The sequence below is a fragment of the uncultured Clostridium sp. genome, from assembly GCF_910588715.1.
Classification (GTDB): Bacteria; Bacillota; Clostridia; order Clostridiales; family Clostridiaceae; genus Clostridium.
Map to the genome: position 1 here is coordinate 79,930 of NZ_CAJURG010000003.1, position 20,270 is coordinate 100,199.

The 20,270-nt window shown below is 28.3% G+C and carries 19 protein-coding genes; 4 read left to right on the plus strand and 15 right to left on the minus strand.

Annotated features, from left to right (window positions below; all coding sequences use genetic code 11):
- Positions 1 to 8: 8 nt before the first annotated feature.
- Genes QZ321_RS06865 through QZ321_RS06885 form a run of 5 tightly spaced genes read right to left on the minus strand, consistent with a single transcriptional unit; the run spans position 9 to position 5,013 of the window.
- Positions 9 to 1,283, minus strand: coding sequence for an MFS transporter (locus tag QZ321_RS06865; RefSeq protein WP_291746497.1), 1,275 nt, complete (start codon positions 1,281 to 1,283; stop codon positions 9 to 11).
- Positions 1,280 to 2,074: an ABC transporter ATP-binding protein gene (locus tag QZ321_RS06870; protein ID WP_291742533.1), complete on the minus strand. Its 795-nt coding sequence runs from the start codon at positions 2,072 to 2,074 to the stop codon at positions 1,280 to 1,282. Before QZ321_RS06870 ends, QZ321_RS06865 begins: the two co-directional genes overlap by 4 nt.
- Positions 2,075 to 2,076: 2 nt before the next feature.
- Positions 2,077 to 3,084 carry an iron ABC transporter permease gene (locus tag QZ321_RS06875; RefSeq protein WP_291746499.1) on the minus strand — a complete coding sequence of 336 codons (1,008 nt, stop codon included), beginning with the start codon at positions 3,082 to 3,084 and terminating at the stop codon, positions 2,077 to 2,079.
- The gene (locus QZ321_RS06880; RefSeq protein WP_291746502.1) at positions 3,084 to 4,076 is read right to left on the minus strand and encodes an iron ABC transporter permease; all 993 of its coding nucleotides are present in this window, start codon (positions 4,074 to 4,076) and stop codon (positions 3,084 to 3,086) included. The genes QZ321_RS06875 and QZ321_RS06880 overlap by 1 nt, the downstream gene beginning before the upstream one ends.
- A complete protein-coding gene (locus QZ321_RS06885; protein WP_291746505.1) occupies positions 4,063 to 5,013 on the minus strand; it encodes an iron-hydroxamate ABC transporter substrate-binding protein in 951 nt (316 codons plus the stop codon). The genes QZ321_RS06880 and QZ321_RS06885 overlap by 14 nt, the downstream gene beginning before the upstream one ends.
- A 250-nt stretch (positions 5,014 to 5,263) precedes the next feature.
- Here QZ321_RS06885 and QZ321_RS06890 point away from each other — a divergent pair, with 250 nt between their 5' ends.
- Positions 5,264 to 6,268, plus strand: coding sequence for a helix-turn-helix domain-containing protein (locus QZ321_RS06890; RefSeq protein WP_291746508.1), 1,005 nt, complete (start codon positions 5,264 to 5,266; stop codon positions 6,266 to 6,268).
- 150 nt (positions 6,269 to 6,418) lie between these two features.
- Here QZ321_RS06890 and QZ321_RS06895 read toward each other — a convergent pair whose 3' ends face one another.
- The 9 genes from QZ321_RS06895 to QZ321_RS06935 form a co-directional block, all read right to left on the minus strand.
- A complete protein-coding gene (locus tag QZ321_RS06895) occupies positions 6,419 to 7,441 on the minus strand; it encodes a HAMP domain-containing sensor histidine kinase (protein WP_294196456.1) in 1,023 nt (340 codons plus the stop codon).
- Between the two features lie 4 nt (positions 7,442 to 7,445).
- Entirely contained in the window at positions 7,446 to 8,117 is a 672-nt protein-coding gene (locus QZ321_RS06900; RefSeq protein ID WP_291746514.1) for a response regulator transcription factor, read from the minus strand.
- 61 nt (positions 8,118 to 8,178) lie between these two features.
- Positions 8,179 to 10,686, minus strand: coding sequence for an FtsX-like permease family protein (locus tag QZ321_RS06905; protein WP_291746517.1), 2,508 nt, complete (start codon positions 10,684 to 10,686; stop codon positions 8,179 to 8,181).
- Positions 10,686 to 11,363 (minus strand): ABC transporter ATP-binding protein, encoded by a 678-nt coding sequence (locus QZ321_RS06910; protein WP_291746521.1) that lies wholly within the window; start codon positions 11,361 to 11,363, stop codon positions 10,686 to 10,688. The genes QZ321_RS06905 and QZ321_RS06910 overlap by 1 nt, the downstream gene beginning before the upstream one ends.
- A gap of 190 nt (positions 11,364 to 11,553) precedes the next feature.
- Entirely contained in the window at positions 11,554 to 12,522 is a 969-nt protein-coding gene (locus tag QZ321_RS06915; RefSeq protein WP_291746526.1) for a hypothetical protein, read from the minus strand.
- 2 nt (positions 12,523 to 12,524) lie between these two features.
- Positions 12,525 to 12,950: a CHC2 zinc finger domain-containing protein gene (locus QZ321_RS06920; RefSeq protein ID WP_291746529.1), complete on the minus strand. Its 426-nt coding sequence runs from the start codon at positions 12,948 to 12,950 to the stop codon at positions 12,525 to 12,527.
- Positions 12,951 to 12,996: 46 nt separating this feature from the next.
- Positions 12,997 to 15,753, minus strand: a complete 2,757-nt coding sequence (locus QZ321_RS06925; protein ID WP_291746532.1) for an immunoglobulin-like domain-containing protein — start codon at positions 15,751 to 15,753, stop codon at positions 12,997 to 12,999.
- A gap of 279 nt (positions 15,754 to 16,032) precedes the next feature.
- On the minus strand, positions 16,033 to 16,401 hold the full coding sequence (locus QZ321_RS06930; protein ID WP_291746535.1) for a sulfite exporter TauE/SafE family protein: 369 nt from the start codon (positions 16,399 to 16,401) through the stop codon (positions 16,033 to 16,035).
- A complete protein-coding gene (locus QZ321_RS06935; RefSeq protein WP_291746539.1) occupies positions 16,401 to 16,769 on the minus strand; it encodes a sulfite exporter TauE/SafE family protein in 369 nt (122 codons plus the stop codon). The genes QZ321_RS06930 and QZ321_RS06935 overlap by 1 nt, the downstream gene beginning before the upstream one ends.
- 255 nt (positions 16,770 to 17,024) lie before the next feature.
- Here QZ321_RS06935 and sdaAB point away from each other — a divergent pair, with 255 nt between their 5' ends.
- Genes sdaAB through QZ321_RS06950 form a run of 3 tightly spaced genes read left to right on the plus strand, consistent with a single transcriptional unit; the run spans position 17,025 to position 19,639 of the window.
- Positions 17,025 to 17,702, plus strand: a complete 678-nt coding sequence (gene sdaAB, locus QZ321_RS06940; protein ID WP_291743125.1) for an L-serine ammonia-lyase, iron-sulfur-dependent subunit beta — start codon at positions 17,025 to 17,027, stop codon at positions 17,700 to 17,702.
- Positions 17,703 to 17,704: 2 nt separating this feature from the next.
- Positions 17,705 to 18,592: an L-serine ammonia-lyase, iron-sulfur-dependent, subunit alpha gene (gene sdaAA / locus QZ321_RS06945; protein WP_294196462.1), complete on the plus strand. Its 888-nt coding sequence runs from the start codon at positions 17,705 to 17,707 to the stop codon at positions 18,590 to 18,592.
- 21 nt (positions 18,593 to 18,613) lie between these two features.
- Positions 18,614 to 19,639 (plus strand): PTS sugar transporter subunit IIC, encoded by a 1,026-nt coding sequence (locus QZ321_RS06950; protein WP_291746544.1) that lies wholly within the window; start codon positions 18,614 to 18,616, stop codon positions 19,637 to 19,639.
- A 122-nt stretch (positions 19,640 to 19,761) separates the two neighbouring features.
- On the opposite strand, the gene aroQ is transcribed toward QZ321_RS06950, so the two are convergent.
- On the minus strand, positions 19,762 to 20,208 hold the full coding sequence (gene aroQ / locus QZ321_RS06955; RefSeq protein WP_291746547.1) for a type II 3-dehydroquinate dehydratase: 447 nt from the start codon (positions 20,206 to 20,208) through the stop codon (positions 19,762 to 19,764).
- Positions 20,209 to 20,270: the final 62 nt, after the last annotated feature.

Sequence of the window (20,270 nt, forward strand, 5' to 3'; positions counted from 1 at the left end):
GCCTATTTTTATATAGTTTTTAAATCTCTTACATTCCACTTAACAAATAACATAAGACCTATATTTAAAATAGCTGATACTAATAATATAATACCTATTGGCACACCTAAATCTATAACTTGACCAAACAATAATTGTCCTGGTGCAACGCTTATAGTTGCTACTGCCGTTGAAAATGCCGATACACTTCCAAGCATTTCTCCTGGAACCTGCTTTTGTATAAATGTTAAAGTTAATACATTTGATAAAGCTAAAGATAACATTATTGCAAATCCTCCAAGAGCAAATATTATAGCTAAAGCATAATTATTTAAGTTTATAAATCCTAAACTAGACATTGTAATAACACCTGCCATCATTGGTAAGTATGTATAATGTACCTTTTTCATAGAAAACATATTAGGCTTTACACTAATCCAAAATCCACCTAAAATCATTCCTAAAACAAAAACTCCTTCAACTATTCCATATACTTCAGAAGAAAATCCTAAAAATATATTCACAAAATATGGTGCTACTATTGTTAATATTGGTGACAAGAAAATATTACACAAAGCATATGAAACTATAATTCCAAGTACAATTTTCTTTTCCCTTTTTAGATAAATAAAAACATCCTTAGAACCCATAAAAGAATTCTTAATAAAATCTAATGACATTATTTTTTCATTATCTTTAGTAACGGCAACCTCATTTTTAATATCTATATTTTCAATTTCCACATCTGGAATATTTAAAAACATTTCCATTATAGCAGAAATAAGAAAACTTACTGCATTTATTATTACAATTATCTTTATTCCTAATAATCCATAAAGAATACCTGCTAATATTGGCCCAACAAAATTAACTATTGATCCAACTTGATTTATAACTCCATTTGCTGAAGTTAATTTTTCCTCTTCTACTATTTGTGGTATAGAAGACGTTACTGCTGGCCCATATAAAGTAGCACATATTGATAATATAAACATAACAGTTCCAACTATTAAGACATTATCATTTCCCTTAAATAATATAAATGCATATACTCCTATTAATGCAAAGCAAAATAAATCTAAGTATACCATTATCTTTTTTTTATTTATCTTATCAGATAACCTCCCTGCAATTGGAGCAAATATAATATAAGGGATTGTTGATAATGATAATATAGTAGCAAAAGTAGACGTGCTACCTGTAAATGCTAATAAATATAGTGACATACTAAATCTTTGAATTGCATTTCCAAATAAAGAAATAATTTGTCCTATAACTATTATTATAAAATTTTTATTTTTCATCTGTCCCCCTTAAACAAGTCATATTCCATACATATTGGATATTTACCATCTTCACTTATCGTAAGATTAGCATCTATTCCATATATAGTATTTAAATTCTCCTTATTAATTACATCTAGTGGTCTTCCTTGACAAACTATTTTGCCCTTTTTAAGTCCAATAATATTATCTGCAAATCTACAAGCATTATTAAGCTCATGAAGAACTATAACTACTGTAATATTCTTCTCTTTATTAAGCTTTTGAAGTACTTCTAATACTTCTAATTGGTAAGACATATCTAAATATGTTGTAGGTTCATCAAGCATTATTATTTCTGTTTCTTGAGCTAAAGTCATTGCAATCCATGCTCTTTGTCTTTGACCACCTGATAAATGTTCAACTTCTCTATCTGCAAATTCAGTAAGACCAGTTTCTTTTATTGCCCAATCAATAAGTTCCTTATCATGAGTAGTAAGTCCCCCTATCATTTTTTGATGTGGAAATCTACCAAATGCAACAAGTTCCCTTACTGTAAGACCATCTGGACAAACTGGCCCTTGTGGCAAAAACGCAACCTCTTTTGCTATATTCTTTTCTTTTACCTTTTTTATATTTTTATTATTAATGAAGATATCACCACTTTTAGGCTTATTAATTCTAGCTATAGTTTTAAGTAAAGTTGATTTACCACATCCATTTGCACCAATTATTATACTTATTTTTCCCTTTGGTATAGATAAACTCATATCTTCAATTATAGTATTATTCTCATACGATACTCTTAAGTTCTTTACACTAATAGCTTCCATAACTATTTCTCCTTCATCATTAAATAAATAAAATATGGTACTCCAAATATTGATACTGTTATTCCTACAGGAATTTCAATTGGTGAAAATAAATTTCTTGAAACTGCATCTGCAATAACCGCTATAATAATACTTATCATTGCTGAAACAATAATAAATTTCTTATGATAAGGCCCTACTAACTTTCTTGCAATATGTGGACATATAAGTCCTAAAAATCCTATATTACCAGCAAAAGCTGTTGCTGTTCCTGCTAAAATAACTGCAAAGCTTAAAAATCTTTTTCTTTCTTTTTCTAAATTTAAACCTAAAGATATTGCTAATTCATCCGAAAGATTTAAAACATCTAACTTTTTATGATTTAGTAAAACTACTATAAACATTAAAGCTACTATTGGAATTATTACTTTTGCATAACTCCATCCCGAGCCCCAAAGACTTCCTGATGTCCAAACCAATACTCTATTATAGTCTCCAACTCCACCTCTAAACGTAAAAAATGTTATAAAGGCATTAAGTCCTGCATTTAATCCAATTCCAATTAATAAAAGTCTTTTAGGCTTTACACCATTTCTACTAGACATCATATAAATTATGAATGCTGTAACTGCTGCCCCTATTATAGCCATAGCAGGTAATACAAAAATAGATATTTGTCCAAGTTCACTATAATATACACCAGTTGAATATGTGATAAATAATACTGCTGCAACTGCGGCACCTGCATTTATACCTATTATCCCTGTATCTGCTAAATCATTTTTTGTTATAGTTTGAAGAATTGCTCCTGCTGTTGATAATGCAATTGCTACAAAAATACCAACTAAAAGTCTTGGAAGCCTAATTGTTAATATTGCTGTATTTTGAAGTTTAGTTCCATTCCCTAAAAGAGTATTAATAACTTCCATAGGTGAAACCTTATATGTACCCCAACATAATGTAACCATAAAAGAGGCTACCAATAAAATAAGTAAAACTGCTATAACTAATTTAAACTTTTTCTTATTCATTAACCTCTCTCCTTTCTAGCTACTGATATAAAAAATGGTATTCCTATTAAAGCCGTAAATACTCCAATTGGTGTTTCATATGGATCAAATATCATTCTTGCTGCAATATCTGCAAATGTTAAAAGAACTGCTCCAAGTAAAAATGAGCATGGGATATTTTTCCTATAATCTTCACCTAATAATTTTCTAACTATTTGTGGAACTATAAGTCCAACAAATGCAATATTTTTACCAACTGCAACTGCTGCTGCACACATTGGTATCATAATCATAAGAGTTAAAAATCTTATCTTTTCTGGCTTTTCTCCAAGCCCAATTGCAACGTCATCACCTAAGTTTAATATATTTATCTTTGGTGATAATAACATTGCTATAATAAGACCCATAATTCCAACTACAAAAATTAATTTAAAATCTGTCCAACTTGCATTTCTAAATCCACCAGACACCCAAAATCCTATCATTTGAGATTGATTTGACAAAAGTCCAATTACTGTAGTTAAAGAAATAAAAAATGTACTCATAGCCGTTCCTGCCAAAAGTATCTTTGCAATAGAGTTATTATTTGCTTTTTTTGATATAAATCCTAAAACTATTATCCCAGTTATTAATGCTCCTATAAAAGAAGCTATCATTACATTTTGAGTTGTTATCCCTATTCCTGCTGCATAAAAAATAGCTATTACTAAAGTTGCTCCTTGACTTATACCTAATATAGAAGGTTCAGCTATTGGATTTCTAGTAACACCTTGAATCATTGCTCCTGTCACTCCTAATACTCCACCTGTAAATAATACAGCTAACGCTCTTGGAAAACGTACATCCCTAACTAGCATAAGTTCTAAAGTTTCATCATAATTAAAGATACTATTCCAAATATCCGCAAACGTAATATGGACTGACCCTAGCCTAATGGCTAAAGTCAATCCTCCTATTAAGAGTAACAAACTACAAATTATAAATATTATTGTACGTTTATTACTTTGTTTCATTTAACATATCACCTATTTCACTTACTAATATCTCTCTTCCAATTGGACTATACCCTTGGTTAAAGTATGGTGATGATTCTAATATTACTACTTTACCATTTTTAACAGCAGGTAGGTTGTTCCAAATATTATTTGCTTGTAATTGAGCTAAATCTTCATCTGTTGCAATTGCAAAAATATAATCAGATTGTATTGTAGCTAATCCTTCATAAGTTACAACTGGTAAACTAATATCAGTTTGTTCTGGCATTCCTGCTGGTTTAGCTAATCCCATATCGTTATATAATACGTCACCAAATCCTGCACCATCAAAAACAAAGAATTGTCCACCACTAGCTAAGAATGAAAGGTATGTTGTATTTTCACCATATTTAGCCTTAATCTTATCTCCAGCTTCTTTTGCCTTTGCTTCATAATTAGCTATCCACTCATTAGCAGCCTCTTCTTTGCCAAACACTTTTCCTAAAGCTCTAACATCATCTTTCCAATTCAAAGCTTCTAATTGAATCATAACTGTTGGAGCAATTTCACTTAATGAATCGTACATCTTTTCTTGAACTGTTGAAATAACAATTAAGTCTGGATTTAAATTCATAACAGCTTCAACATCTATAGTATCTTGCATACTATACCCTAATATTTCTGCTCCACTTAGTGTTTCTTCTAAATACGAAGGAAACTTAGTATAATCATAAGCATCACTATTTGCTGTTCCTATAACTTTATATCCTAAAATTGATAAAATATCACTATTTCCACTTAAATCTACTATTCTTTGAGGATTTGCAGGTATTTTTACTTCTCCTCTTACATCAGTAACTGTTACTGTGTTTTCGTTAGTCTTTTCTTCATTTGCTGAATTATTACTTGTACACCCAACAAACATCATAGCAGTCATACAAGCTACTACTAAAGTTTTTAATATTTTCTTCTTCATTGTATACCTCCATATATTTTTATAATTAACATTTATTTATCTCTCTTACTGTAAACTAATTTTATATGAGATTGATTATCATTTCAATGTTTGCATCTAATTTAATTATTTTATCATCTATTAAGATAATTATTTTTTAATTTCTTTATTTCTTATATTATTCCCCTCAACTGCAAAACGTATGTGAATCAAGCATTTTTTATGTTATATTATTTATTATTCCTATATTAATTAATGTTGAGGTGTTTTAATGATCGTTAAAACAACAAAAGAATTTCAAAATAAAGTCTTAAATAAAATGACATTTAAACCTTATAAAACTAAAAACTATATAATTTATAAAAATGAAGCTAGACCCGAACTAGGATATTTTATTAAATATAGTAGAGAAGGATATTATGAGTTTGGAATTGGTGACTATACTATTCCTTGTAATTTTTCTTTATCATTTGAACATAATGAGGAGTTAATGAGATTTGGCACAGTTTATACTGGAGAAACACAATTTGAAATTGAAGGTAATCCTGTTTCATCCTTTACTCCTTCATCATTTTTTGTATGTGAAAAAGGAATAAAAGGAAAACAAACTTGGAAAAAAGGTGAACACTTTCATGGTGCTGAAATAACTATATATAAAAAATACTTTGATGAAATAGTAAAACCAAATTTCCCTAATTCTTTATGTTTTAATAGTTTTATTAAAAATTATACATATAGATACTTACCCCTTGAAATATCATCTATTATTAAAAGTTTAAAAAGTATGTTTGAAAGTGATAAAATAACACCACTTTATTTAGAAAGTAAAATATTAGAATCAATAGCCTTGCTTGAAAATGAATTAAATTCTTCGCCAGAAAATGTTTTTACTAATCAATTGAATTATGGAAATATAAAGATAGGAAAAAATAGATACATAACTTTAACTGCATCAGATGCACATGCAATACAAAAGGCTTATGACATATTAACAAAAGAAGCTTGTAATCCTCCAACCATTAAAGCTTTAAGTAAGATGGTGTTTTTAAATGAACAAAAATTAAAAGCAGGATTTTCAGCAAAGTATCATATGTCAATCAGTCAATATACTAACTCTATTAGAATGACTTTAGCTGAAAATTTATTATCTACAACTGATTTAAGCATTGAGGAAATAGCCCAGAGGCTTGGATATAATTATAGTGGTAACTTTGTTAAAATGTTTAAAAAAACTCATGGAAAAACTCCACTTGCTTTTAGAAAACTAAAACTTTAATAAAAAGAGCTGTATTAATATTAAGTATAATTAATTTAACATTAATACAACTCCTTTTACTATATAAAATCTTTATTAATATATATTATAAAAATTTATTTTTATAAATTACCTTTTTAAAATAAACATAATTTAACTTAAAAATTTTAATCAATATTTATTAGGTAAAAAAATAGAAAATATTGATCCATTATTATTTGATTTAACCTTTATATATCCTCCATGTTTATTTACTATTTCTCTTGTTAAATATAATCCAATTCCTATTCCTTCTATATCCTCAACATTACTTCCTCTATAAAATCTTCTAAATATTTTAGGTAATTCATCCTCTTGTATTCCTATTCCATTATCTTTAACATCTATTCTAACAAACATTTTATAAGATTGAATTTTTATATCTATTTTGCTATTATTAGTGCTATATTTAACTGCATTTTCTAATAAATTAAAAATAGCTTCAGATATCCAATTTTTATCATGATATATTTTAATCTTATCAACTTCTTCTAAATTTATATTTATCTTTTTTTCCTTTGCTTTCTTTTGGACTTGATTTATAGACATTAATAATGTGTCATTTAAATTAGATAAATTAGGTCTTAACGTTATAACTCCACTTTCTAATCTGGACATCTTAATCATACTTTCAACTAAAAAACTTAATCTATTTAAAGAATACATAACTATTTCAAAAAACTCTTTTCTCTCATCTTCACTCAAAGATTCATCCTTTAAAAATTCACCATACATTTTTAAATTTGTTAATGGAGTCTTTAACTGATGAGCTATATCTGAAATTAACTCTTGAATTTCATTTCTTTCCTCCTCAATTTGTTTATTTTTATTTTTTAAGATATTAGTTAATTTTATGGTTTGATGTTGAAGCTTTGAAAATAAACTGTCCTCTATAGTTGAAAATACTATATCTTCCCTTATGTCTATAATAGTTGATAACATATTGGATAAATTAATAAATATATTTTCCATATACTTTTTATAAATAAACCTATAAATAAAAAATATAACTATAATAAACATTGAAAAAATAAAAACTATAAAAGATAATTTAATATTTTTAACTAAAATATAAATAATAATGTTAAAAATAATTGTTGTTAATATAAGTATACCCTCTATTATAGTACCTATCTTATAAATATTACCTTTCATAAATCTAGTCTCCAAATGTATATCCAATACCAAATACAGTTTCTATATACTTAGGTTTTTTAGAGTCTTTTTCTATTTTCTTTCTAAGCCTTCTTATATTAACACTTAAAGTATTTTCATCAACAAAGTTTCCATTATTATCCCAAATCTTTTCTAAAAGCACTTCCTTAGTTATAACTTTCCCCTTGTTTTTAGCTAATAACTCTAATAATTTAAACTCTGTTACAGTTAAATTAACTTCATTATCATTTATTAAAACTATCATTTTATCAAAGTTTATTTTTAGATCCTTATATTCAAATATATTTTTATTAGTAATATTTCTTTTTAAAATTGCATTAACTTTATATTTTAATACTTCTACTGAAAATGGCTTTGAAATATAATCATCACCTCCACATTCAAATCCTTTTAGCATATCCTCTTCAGTATCATTTGCTGTAAAAAATACTATAGGGAAAGTTACTTTTTCTCTAATTTCATTGCATAACTCTAATCCATTTCCATCTGGCAAATTTATATCCAAAAGTAAAAAGTCTATTTTGTTATTTAAAATTAATTGTTTTCCTTCAGCTTTATTATATGCTGATAAAACATCATAACCTTCTCTTTTTAAAGCAAACCCCACTCCCCTATTTAAAATCTTATCATCTTCAATTATCAAAACTCTTTTCACACTTCTCACCTCCTTTTAATTATAACAAAAAATGGCAAGTTAAAATAACCTGCCATTTTTGCTAACTTTCTATTTCTCTAATTCTCTCCGTTATACTTTGTTTTGAACAAGCATTAAACACTATTGTTGGAGTTATTAAACATATAATAAATATTATTATTGTTAAACTAATAATTGAAGTTGTCGGAAAAGTAAAAACAGCATAATCAGCAATATTTCTTGTTAAATTTGAAATTGCTAATATAATACTAGTTCCTAAAGTAGAAATTAATATGCTTGTTATTCCAGCATAATATAATCCTTCAAATACAAGCATCTTTTTAATTTGTTTCTTAGTCATTCCTATACTTTCCATAACAGCAAGTTCTTTTAATCTTATATTAATACCTGTAATCATAACATTAATAAAATTTAAAATTCCTATTAATATTAATATAGCTGAAACACCACTACCTAGGATTTTTTGAACCATAGATGATTTATTAAATTCTTCTGTTTTAGTCGTTTTTGACTCTAAATTTAAACCTTGATTTTTTGCTATCTTTTCTAAATCTGATTTTATTTGAGGTTCATATTTTTTATCTACATTTATATTAGCAAGATAATTAACAGTATTATTATCTAAATTTTCCAAAGCTGATTCACTCATATAAATAGTAGGTATCCCTAATGGTCTTGGTAATCCATCTGGCAAATTACTATCAAAATTAATAACTTGAGTATTATAAGTTTCTGAAACATTAGTTTTTATATTTGTAATAGTAAGCTTACCTTTTATATCTTTATAATTTTCTCCGTAATACCAATTATCTATAAGAATTAATTTACCTTCCTTAAAGGATTCTAAATCAAACTTTTCTTTATTTTCATTATATATTTTTTCAATAATTCTATCATCTACTCCTAAAACATTAGTATCCATAAGTTCTGGATTTATCTTTATATTTTCAATAAAGTTATTAATATCTTCTTCATTTTGACCAAATCTAATGAAAGAACTTTTTAAGGCTGGTAATATTATATCTTCATTAAAACTTAATCTTAATTCTGCATATTTAAAAACTCTTACATCATTTACACCTGACATGTTTTTAATATCATTTATTATTTCATCATCCATTTTACCTTCTACTGCACCAATATTTTGAATCTCAAAATCATTTTGAACATATCTATTAATATAATTTTCAACTTTTAAACTATCAATAAATGTATTAACACTTAAAAAAGTAATTATCCCCATAAATAATGATAAAAATACTAATATAGATCTTTTCTTATCTCTAAATACATTGTACCAAGCCATTTTATAAAGCTTACCACCATTAGTAGTATTCCTATTTTTCTTTTGCTTTTTAGGTTTACTTCCTATATACCTCATAGCTTCAATTGGAGAAATATTCCCTGCTATTTTTGCCGGTCTTCTACAGCTCAATGATACTGTTATTAAAGAAAACAATGCTGCTAAGAAAAATACTAATGGATTAAAAGATACCTCCCTAGGCATTGCTGTTTGTGATGGACCACTAAAAAATAATCCCATAACTAAAGGGACTATACCAAAAGAAACAATTGCTCCAAATATTAATCCTAAAGGAATTCCTATTAATGAAAGTCTAAGTGATTGCCCCTTAACTATTTTCTTAATTTGTTTTGGTGATGTTCCTATTGTCTTTAATAGTCCATAAAAATTAATATCCTTTGTTACTGCAATATATAAAATATTATAAATTAATAAATATCCACTTAAAATTATAAATGATACAATAACTAAAACTAATATTCCTGCACTTAATGCTGTATCTGATAAATCATCAATTTCATATGAATAACTAAACTCTTGATTATTATTAAGTTTAACTTCTTTATTTAATATATCTTCAGCTAAATTTTTATAACCCTTTTTCAAAGTCATTAAAATTACACCATTTTTCTCTGCTGTTAAATTGTTATCTTTAATAAAATCTTCTGAAACATAAATATATCCTGTATCTTCACTTAATCCATAAGAAGTAAACAATCCGCTTATATTAAACTCCTTATTAGTTATACTTCCATTTATTTTGCATGGAATATTTATTTTATCTCCAATTTTTAAATTACTTTTTCCAAGAAGCTCTAAAGTTAATCTTGATATCATAATATCATCTTTATTTATCGGATAATTTCCTTCTATATCTCCAAGGGCAGGAGTTAATTGCTTTTCAAAATCATTTTTATCATGATATTCTAAATAAACTTTTGTTTTATTTTTACTTAAACTATCTAAATCAACTCTCCCTGCTAAAATTGATATACCTGTACTTTTAAAAATATCTAAACTATTAAGTTTATTTATTTGTTCTGAAGTTGGTTTATCTAAAGAAATATCAGCTGTTGTTTTTGCTAGACGAATATTCATATTTTGATAATTCTTAACAAAACTTATTCCAATACTAAAAACCGAAGATATCATAAAAGTTGTTAATACTATAGCAAGTATTTCAAATATATTTCTTACTTTATTTGTTTTTAAAGAACGTTTCGTTATCTTTTTAATAATTTCTTTATTATTATTTTCAAACTTCATTATTTCTCACCTCTTACAGAAACACTACCATCTTCAATTCTTATGATTCTGTCTGCAAGCTGAGCAATTTCTTCATTATGGGTTATCATAAGCATTGTTTGATTAAACCTTTTACTAGTTGTCTTTAAAAGCCCTATAACATCCATACTAGTTTTACTATCAAGATTTCCTGTTGGTTCATCAGCTAAAATAATACTTGGTTTTGTTGCTAGTGCCCTTGCTATAGCTACCCTTTGTTGTTGCCCGCCAGATAAATTGTTAGGCATATTAGTAAGCTTTTTGCTTAATCCTAAAATATTTATTATTGAATCTACATAATCTTTATCTATATTTAATCCATCTAACTCTATTGGAAGAACTATATTTTCATAAACATTTAATATAGGAACTAAATTATAATTTTGAAATATAAATCCTATATTTCGTCTTCTAAATATTGTAAGTTCTTCATCTTTCATTTTACTAATCATTTTTCCATTTATAATTGTTTCTCCACTTGTCGGCGTATCAAGCCCTCCAAGCATATTTAATAAAGTAGATTTTCCACTACCTGATGTACCTATAATAGCTACAAACTCACCTTCATTTACTTCTATACTAACATTATTTAATGCTTTAACTATATTAGGCTCTTCTCCATATACTTTAACTAAGTTTTTAGTCTTTAAAATACTCATTTTATCTCACTCCATAAATAATTTGTATTTACTATAATTTGTATTTTAAATCAAACTTCTTACAATCTTATGACATAATAAAAAATACCTAGCATAAAAACTAGGTATTTTTCTCTTTATCTTTTTAGTTCTTCCCATCTATATCCCCCTATCGTATGGAGAGTGTAGATATTACTCTACACTCCTACTATTACTTTGTAGCTCCACAGCTACAGCTATGTCCAATTGATACTTTCTCTGTCCATGCTTCTTTATCCACAACCCATTTGTCTTCATAAACACCGTCATGCTTTATAGTATTTGTACCAACTTGTACATTTATCCATTCGACTCTATAAGAATCGTTTTCACCATTTAACAGATGATTCTTACCATGTGCAGTGATATTATCTGTTATATCAGCACTACAAGTATTACAAATAGCTCTATCTCTTTCTTCATAAACAGGTATACTTTCTGTCCACGGTTGTTTAATACAAACCTTTTCATAATGACCTTGTGCTTCATGATAAACATCTTTAAACTTCTCTACCCAAGTATGAGTATGAACTGGTTTAGTTTCTACAGGTGTATTAACTACTGGTTTATTTTGTACAGGTTTACTTTCAGCAGGTTTAGTTTGCACAGGTTGCTGTACTGGCTTAGTTTCTACAGGTTGTTGAACTGGTTTAGTTTCAACTGGTGTTTTTACTACTTCTTCTTGCTTAGGTGTTTCTATAGGTTGTTCATTTTGAACCTCACCTACTGGACATTTAATTGCATCTTCTTGAACATTTTCCTCTTTAATTCTGTTATCCACTCGGATTTTTAAATCTTCTAAATTAGAATATTCTGCTTTCGCATTTTCAATATTCTTTTCATTAATAGCAATATCAAAATTACTTTTAATGTTGTTGAACTCAGACTCCTCAGCTTCGTTCATATTTTCGACTTTAATATTGTTAAAGTCCTCACTTAGGATTTTCAACTCTTGTTCGTCATTATTAACTTCTACTGCTACATTACTTTGAATTTCTTTGCTAGGTTCTTCTCTTGTGAATTGAGAAACTGCAACACCGGCTGTCCCTAATACAATTGCACATACTGCTACTAACCCTAGTAACACTTTCTTATTACCCTTTGCACTTTCTATAAGTTGTTTTAATTTTAAATTCTTCATAATTAATACTCCCCTTGTAGGTTTCTCCATATTTGTAACGGTGTCCAACCTAATTGGTCTATAAAAATACTATTTATACCTAATAAGCCTCTCATTATAGTATCTGATTTTAATAAATTGTCTACTAGGTTATAGAAACTAATATTATAACCTTCTATTTCTTTTTTATATTCTTTTAAGAAACTTATATAATCACCACCTCTACCACAGGAGAAACAGTTATAAACTTTTTTAACTTTATTTACTCCAAGAGAAGGTGTTTCATCAGTATGAAATGGACACTTTATTTTCAGCTCATTACCATTATCTATGCAACCTTCCAGCAAATTATTATCTGTAAAAAACTTCTCAAAAGTATAGGTTGTTTTATCATTTCTTATGTAATTAGTTACTTTATTTAAAGCTTCTTTATTAACTTGCTTTTCCATTTAAATCTCCTTTTTAGGAGGGGAGAATTAACTCCCCAATTATTTATTAATCTATTATAAATTCTTGAACACCAAATATAATACCATTAGAATCTATTCTAAAATCAAACCCGTAAGCATTATTCCATTTACTTAACATAGCATTATTATGACCTGTAGAATTTTTCCATCTAGTAAACATATCTAAGGCAACTTCTTTAGCTTCAGATTCAGTATAATATTTCGATAAACTTATTCTATGCTGAATTATATTTTCACCACAAATATTAGACCCTTCATATTTGGAATTCATTTCCCACATGTGTAAACCATTCCATGTATGCTCAAAATAATTATTATCTATCATATGTTGAGCCTTTTCTCTTGCACACTCTCTTGCTATACTTCTAACTTCATAAGCTTGTAATCCATTATTTGCTCTGTGTTGATTTACAAGTCTATCCATTTCAGCAACAACTATATTATTAAATTCTTTTGAAGTTGCTAACATTCCTTGGGGTTTAACTTCTTTAACAAGTACTGTAACTCTCTTAGTTGTAGTTAATCCATCAGCATCTGTTGCTGTTACATTTACATAATAAGTTCCTGCCACGCTAGGATTTACATCTCCATTAAATTTAATTGAACTTGAAATATCAATTCCATTTGCATCTTTTGCAGTTGCTCCAATTAAATTATTTGAATAGTTATCACCTTGATTTATTTCAATTTGGTCTTTACAATTTAAGGTAGGATTAACAGCTAGGACTTCTACATTTACAGTTATTGAAGCTTCAACTCCTTGACTATCTTGAACTTTAAATGTAGTTTGGTATTTACCAACTCTTGTTGTATCTACTGTTGTTGTATAAGTTATCTTTGATGTTAAGTTTCCATCTTCAGCATCTGTAGCAGTTGCATTGTGTAAAGCCACATCATACTTTTGACCTTTATTAATTGTTATATCTTGAGCTACAATTACTGGTACAGAATTCTTTTTATCGTTTACAACTACAGTTAATTGTCTTGCAACTTTTGCTCCTTGGCTATCAACTGCTGTAACTGTAATTTTATAAGTTCCTACTGTATTAATATCAACAGCACCTTCAACTTTAACTTCTAGGTTTCCATCTTCTTTATCTGTAGCTGTAACCCCATGTAAGTCTATTGACCATTTATCACCTTTAACTAGGGTAACTGTTTCATGAGCAACTTCCATAGTTGGAGCTGAATTTATGTCAACCATAACTTCATTAACTATTACTGTTAAAGTTTCTTTTGTAACTAATCCTTCAGAATCAACAACTTCTATTTCAACAAATTGAGTTCCTGCTTTTGAAGTATCAATTGTTCCATTTACTTTTATATCTTTAATTTCTCCATCTTCTTTATCCGTAGCAGTAACTCCATGTAAACCTAAATTCCAGCTATCACCAACAACTAGGTTAACTTGTTTATCTGTAATGTTAATTACTGGTGCTGTATTTGGTTTCTTCTTTTCTAATACTGTTACTTTAAAAGTCTTCATTGAAGATGCACCTTGGCTATCTGTAACCTTAACTGTAAAATCATAAACTCCTGCAACTTGAACATTTACATCATTTTTAATAACTTCATAATCTAGGTTTCCATCTTCTTTATCTTCACATCTTATTTCTAACATTGAAATATCAAATTGTGAATATTGGTCAATTGTAACGTCATGTCCATAAATTATTGGTGCATTGTTAATTAGTCCGCCTTCAACTGTAGTATCATCTTTTATTTCTTTAACTACAACTTTAATTTCTACTGTAGTCTTTAATCCCTTTGAGTCTGTTACACTTGCAACAACTTTATATTCACCAGCTTTTGAAGTATCAACTGTGTTTTCTTCAATAACTATTTTAGATGTTAAATCTCCATCTTCTTTATCAGTTGCTTTTAATTGTAACATACTAATATCAAAAGCTGAACCTAATCCATTTATCTCTAAGGCATTACCTGTTATAACTGGAGCTGTATTCTCTTCAGGTTTTTGTTCAGGTTTTTCTTCAGGCTTTTGCTCAGGTTTATCTTCTGGTTTATTTGGTGTACTTGGTTTATTTGGTGTTGTTGGTTTTTGCTCTGGCTTATTTGGTGTAGTTGGTTTTTGCTCTGGCTTATTTGGTGTAGTTGGTTTTTGCTCTGGCTTAACCTCTGGCTTACTAGGTGTACTTGGTTTAGTTGGAGTTGTTGGCTTACTAGGTTTTTCAGGTTTAACTACAACAATATTTGGATTTGATGTATCTTCACTTGTTACTGGTTTTACATAAACTGTTCCTGTAACTTCACCTGCACTTACATAAGTAGGTGTTTTATCCATATCTGCATTATAATTATAAGCTTCTCCATCAACTTTTACATAATTTGAATGAACATAACCAACTTTATCATTTAACTCTATTTGATACCAATCTCCTGCTTTCCCTAAAACTGTTACTGTATCATCATTGTGTAACTTCTCAATAGTTTCAGCAGACTTGGTTGGTTCCGTTCTTACGTTTAAATATGTTTCAACATTTAATATTTTTCCTTGCTTCTTTTCTTTGTATTTAGTTACTACAAAAGAACCATGTTTACCTTGAATATTTTCTATTTCTAAGTTTTCTATCTCTTCATTCTTTTTATCTTCTTCTTTAAATGTTTCTTTCTCTTGTACTTTATTTGCTTCTTCCTTTTTATCATTTTTATTGTTCTCTTGCTTATTAACAGCTACAGTTTTATCTTTACAAGCTACCATTCCAGATGATACAGCTAGTACCATTCCTGTCGCTATCAATCTTCTAATTTTTTGTGCATTCATAATTTATCCCCCTATTACTTTATTAAATTTATTAATTAATAAATTAACTTGAAACACAAGGAAATTCTAACAGAAAAAAAAAAATACAAATAAATGTAAACTTTTAAAAGTTAATATTTTGTAAATAATCTTTATTTTTAAACTCACTATTTTAAATCTTTAAATAAAAATATTACACTATAGTTTAATAGGGGGTTATTAAACTATAGTGCAATATTGGAAATTTAAAATTATAATTTAAATCATATTTTAAAATTATAATATCTATTAATTTTATATTTATTTTTTAACTTTCTTTTGTGAAAATCCTTTTTTAACTTCAAAGCATCCAACTAAAAATAAGAAAAATCCAAAAGCCTTTTTTAAAAATTCAGATGATAAATAATTTGCTAAAAAAGCACCTGCAATAGAACCAAGAACCCCACATAAAGCTATAGGTATTACAAGTTTAAGTACAACATTTTTATTTTTAATATGTATTATAAGTGCAAATATTGCCATTGGTATAGAAGAAAGCAAATTAATGCTTTGTGCAATTTTAGGGTCAATATGAGTAAACATAATTAAAGCTGGTATAAGGATAGTTCCTCCTCCCATTCCCATTCCACCAATTACTCCTGCAAAAAAACCTATTATTGTATATATCATTAAAACACCATCCTAAATGCAGCTATTATCATTATTATTCCAAAAATTATTCTTAAAAACTTTCCAGTAACTTTTGATAATAATTTAGCTCCTATAATTCCACCAACTATACTTCCTAGTGCAACTCTCCATGTTAATTGAAAATCATAAGTTCCCTTGTAAATATAAATGGAAGAACTTGCCATAGTTAAAAATACAATTATAGCTAAAGCAGTTGCATGAGACTTATGCTCTTCTACTTTAAGAATATCATTTAAAATTGGTACTAAAAGAGTTCCCCCACCAGAACCAAAAGAACCATTTATAAACCCTGTAAATAAACCTATTAAAGAATTTTTTATATTAAAACATTTTTTCTTATTCTCCATATTATTCACCTCATTTTATTTTAACCAATTAATATTGTTTTAATTAAAGTAATTATTTTAATTAAAATTTCAAACTAAAATAAATATCTTTTATTTTGAAATATTTTGCAAAATTTAAACTTTAAAAAAATTCTGAATTTTCTTTAAGAAATCCTTTACAAAGCTTTTTAAATAATGTATATTGTATATTGTAATCAAGATTTGTAAAAACTAATTAATTAACATAATTAAAAAATGTAAAGGAAAGGTGATATTATGGGAAATATGGGAATATTCAACGTTTTAGGTCCAATTATGATTGGTCCATCATCCTCACACACAGCTGGTGCTGCTAGACTTGGAAAAATAGCAGGAACAATTGTCAATAAACCTATTAAAGAAGTAAGTTTTCTTCTTCATGGCTCTTTTAGAGAAACATACAAGGGACATGGAACTGATCGTGCTCTTGTTGCTGGAATATTAGGATTTCCTCCTGATGACCCTAATCTTAAAGAATCTCTTTCTATAGCAAGAGATAAGGGTATTGACGTTAAATTTCTTCCTGCTGATTTAGGACAAGCACATCCTAATACAGTAAAATTTCTAATCAAAGATATAGATGATACTAATTGGGAAATACTTGGTTCTTCCATTGGTGGTGGACAAGTTGAGATCAATGAGGTTAATGGTAAAAAGATGAAAATAACTGGTGAATATCCAACTGTTATTACTTGTCATGATGACATCCCAGGCACTGTTTCAAAAATATCAACCCTTTTCTATGAAAATAAAATAAATATTGCTTTTATGTCACTTGGAAGAAGCCAAAAAGGTAAGGATGCTACCATGACATTAGAAGTTGACCATCCTATTTCAGAGGAAATTGTAGACGAAATAAAATCAATAGCTGGAGTAAACCGTGTTATTGTAATTAATTCTTTAGGAGGATTTTAACCATGAATATTGCACACTCAGGTAAAGAACTTATTAAAATATGTGAAGAAGAACAAATATCATTAAGCGAATATGCTATTTTAACAGAAATTGAATCTAAAGGTATTTCACGTGATGAGATATTTTCACAAATGAAACATACACTTGATGCAATGAGAGAAAGCGCTACTTTAGGTAGAGAAAAAAAGGTTTATTCTCTTAGCGGTCTTATTGGTGGAGATGCTTATCGTTTACAACAATATAGTAATTCTGGTAAATCACTAATGGGTAGTGGAATTGTTACTGCAATGGCAATGGCTATGTCCTCTTCTGAAGTTAACGGATCTATGGGTAAAATAGTAGCATGTCCAACTGCTGGTTCATGTGGTATATTACCTGCAGTAATTTTAAGTGCTGGAGAATTATTAAATAAAACTGATGATGAACTTATTTCTGGTTTATTTGCAGCTTCAGCTATAGGAATGATTATTGGAATGAATGCTACTTTCTCAGGAGCTGAAGGTGGGTGCCAAGCTGAATGTGGTTCTGCTGCAGCAATGGCAGCAGGTTCAGTTGTAGAACTTATGGGCGGAACTCCAAAAATGAGTTTAGATGCTGCAGCTATTATTTTTAAAAACGTATTAGGACTTGTATGTGACCCTGTAGCTGGTTTAGTTGAAATCCCTTGTGCAAAAAGAAATGTATCTGGTGCAATAAGTGCTCTTTGTACTGCCGATTTAGTAATGGCTGGTGTAGATTCAAAAATTCCTTTTGATGATGCTCTTTCTGCAATGTATAAAGTTGGAACAGGAATGCCATCTGAACTAAGAGAAACTGCTTTAGGCGGTGTTGCTATTACTGAAACTGGATTAAAGCTTAAAGAAAAAGTATTTGGAAATGCTAATATTTAATAAAATTAAGGAGATTTAAATATGAATATTATATTTGGTACAATTCTTTTACTTATAGTTCTTGGATTATTTACTTTATTTAGTTACAAAGCTCCAAATGGTATGAAAGCTATGGGAGCTCTAGCCAATGCAGCTTGTGCCAGTTTCTTAGTTGAGGCATTTCATGATGCTTTCTTTGGTGGAGTATTAAACATCAGCTTCTTACAAGGCGTTGGTGCTGCTAATGGTAGTTTAGGCGGTGTTGCTGCTGCAATACTTGTACCACTAGCTCTTGGTGTTTCTCCTGTTTATGCAGTATTAGTTGGACTTGCATGTTCTGGTTTTGGTATTTTACCTGGTTTTATTGCTGGATATTTAATATCTTACGTTATTAAATTCTTAGAAAAGAAAGTACCTGCTGGTTTAGATCTTATTGCTATTATAATTATTGCTGCTCCACTTTCTCGTTTAATTGCAACAGGTATGACACCAATTGTTGATAGTACATTATTACAAATAGGTAATGTATTACTTTCATCAGCTAACTCAAGCCCTGTAATTATGGGAATTATTCTTGGTGGAATATTAACAGTAGTTGCTACTGCTCCTCTTAGCTCAATGGCTCTTACTGCAATGCTTGGATTAACAGGTATTCCAATGGCTATAGGTGCTTTAGCTGTATTTGGTTCTTCATTTATGAACTATGTATTCTTTGGAAAAATGAAATTTGGTTCTAAGAAAGATACTATTGCAGTTGCAATAGAACCATTAACTCAAGCAGATATAATTAGTGCTAATCCTATTCCAGTTTACGTAACAAACTTTATAGGTGGTGCATTAAGTGGAATAATAGTTTCTCTTATGGGATTAGTTAATATGACTCCTGGTACTGCTACTCCAATTGCAGGTTTTGCAGTTATGTTTGCTTATAACCCAGCTATAAAAGTATTAATAGCTGCTGCTGGTTGTATTATAGTAAGTGTTATCAGTGGATATATCGGTTACTTAATATTTAGAAACAAAAAAATACTTACTGCTGATGAAATTAGAAATACACAAGCTGCTTAATTAATTTTAAAAAGAGTATTCTAAGTAAATAGAATACTCTTTTTATTTTAATATTTTATATATTTAAATATTTATTTATAATTTTTCACTTTATATTTTAATTAAATCTTCTTATTTAAATTCTACTTATTTTTATTTATATAATCTTCTAATGCTTCCATAGCTAAAACATATCCCTTTTCACCAAATCCACATATTTGTCCTATACAAGCTGGTGCAGTCTTAGATTCCTTTCTAAATTCCTCCCTTGCATGTACATTAGAAATATGAACCTCTACTGTTGGAATCCCAACATTTCCTTTAATAGCATCATGTAAGGCTATGCTATAGTGAGTGTATGCCCCTGGATTTATAACAACTCCATCAAACTTTTCAAAATACGCTTTTTGTAAAAAATCTATCATAGTTCCTTCACAATTACTTTGAAGAAGAGTTACTTCATAACCTCTTTTTTCTCCCTCTTCTTTTATATATTCGCATATTTCAGTAAAGCTTTTACTTCCATATACACTCTTTTCCCTAACACCAATCATATTTATATTAGGTCCATTTATAATCATAAATTTCATGTATATCACTCCTTTAAAATATATATTCTATTTTTAAATTAATTTAAATTTTTAAAATTAAT

What these genes read in the sequence shown, in the direction of transcription:
- QZ321_RS06865 (WP_291746497.1), bottom strand. Translation starts at nt 1,283, where the DNA reads ATGAAAAATAAAAATTTTATAATAATAGTTATAGGACAAATTATTTCT.
- QZ321_RS06870 (WP_291742533.1), bottom strand. Translation starts at nt 2,074, where the DNA reads ATGGAAGCTATTAGTGTAAAGAACTTAAGAGTATCGTATGAGAATAAT.
- QZ321_RS06875 (WP_291746499.1), bottom strand. Translation starts at nt 3,084, where the DNA reads ATGAATAAGAAAAAGTTTAAATTAGTTATAGCAGTTTTACTTATTTTA.
- QZ321_RS06880 (WP_291746502.1), bottom strand. Translation starts at nt 4,076, where the DNA reads ATGAAACAAAGTAATAAACGTACAATAATATTTATAATTTGTAGTTTG.
- QZ321_RS06885 (WP_291746505.1), bottom strand. Translation starts at nt 5,013, where the DNA reads ATGAAGAAGAAAATATTAAAAACTTTAGTAGTAGCTTGTATGACTGCT.
- QZ321_RS06890 (WP_291746508.1), top strand. Translation starts at nt 5,264, where the DNA reads ATGATCGTTAAAACAACAAAAGAATTTCAAAATAAAGTCTTAAATAAA.
- QZ321_RS06895 (WP_294196456.1), bottom strand. Translation starts at nt 7,441, where the DNA reads ATGAAAGGTAATATTTATAAGATAGGTACTATAATAGAGGGTATACTT.
- QZ321_RS06905 (WP_291746517.1), bottom strand. Translation starts at nt 10,686, where the DNA reads ATGAAGTTTGAAAATAATAATAAAGAAATTATTAAAAAGATAACGAAA.
- QZ321_RS06910 (WP_291746521.1), bottom strand. Translation starts at nt 11,363, where the DNA reads ATGAGTATTTTAAAGACTAAAAACTTAGTTAAAGTATATGGAGAAGAG.
- QZ321_RS06915 (WP_291746526.1), bottom strand. Translation starts at nt 12,522, where the DNA reads ATGAAGAATTTAAAATTAAAACAACTTATAGAAAGTGCAAAGGGTAAT.
- QZ321_RS06920 (WP_291746529.1), bottom strand. Translation starts at nt 12,950, where the DNA reads ATGGAAAAGCAAGTTAATAAAGAAGCTTTAAATAAAGTAACTAATTAC.
- QZ321_RS06925 (WP_291746532.1), bottom strand. Translation starts at nt 15,753, where the DNA reads ATGAATGCACAAAAAATTAGAAGATTGATAGCGACAGGAATGGTACTA.
- QZ321_RS06930 (WP_291746535.1), bottom strand. Translation starts at nt 16,401, where the DNA reads ATGATATATACAATAATAGGTTTTTTTGCAGGAGTAATTGGTGGAATG.
- QZ321_RS06935 (WP_291746539.1), bottom strand. Translation starts at nt 16,769, where the DNA reads ATGGAGAATAAGAAAAAATGTTTTAATATAAAAAATTCTTTAATAGGT.
- sdaAB (WP_291743125.1), top strand. Translation starts at nt 17,025, where the DNA reads ATGGGAAATATGGGAATATTCAACGTTTTAGGTCCAATTATGATTGGT.
- sdaAA (WP_294196462.1), top strand. Translation starts at nt 17,705, where the DNA reads ATGAATATTGCACACTCAGGTAAAGAACTTATTAAAATATGTGAAGAA.
- QZ321_RS06950 (WP_291746544.1), top strand. Translation starts at nt 18,614, where the DNA reads ATGAATATTATATTTGGTACAATTCTTTTACTTATAGTTCTTGGATTA.
- aroQ (WP_291746547.1), bottom strand. Translation starts at nt 20,208, where the DNA reads ATGAAATTTATGATTATAAATGGACCTAATATAAATATGATTGGTGTT.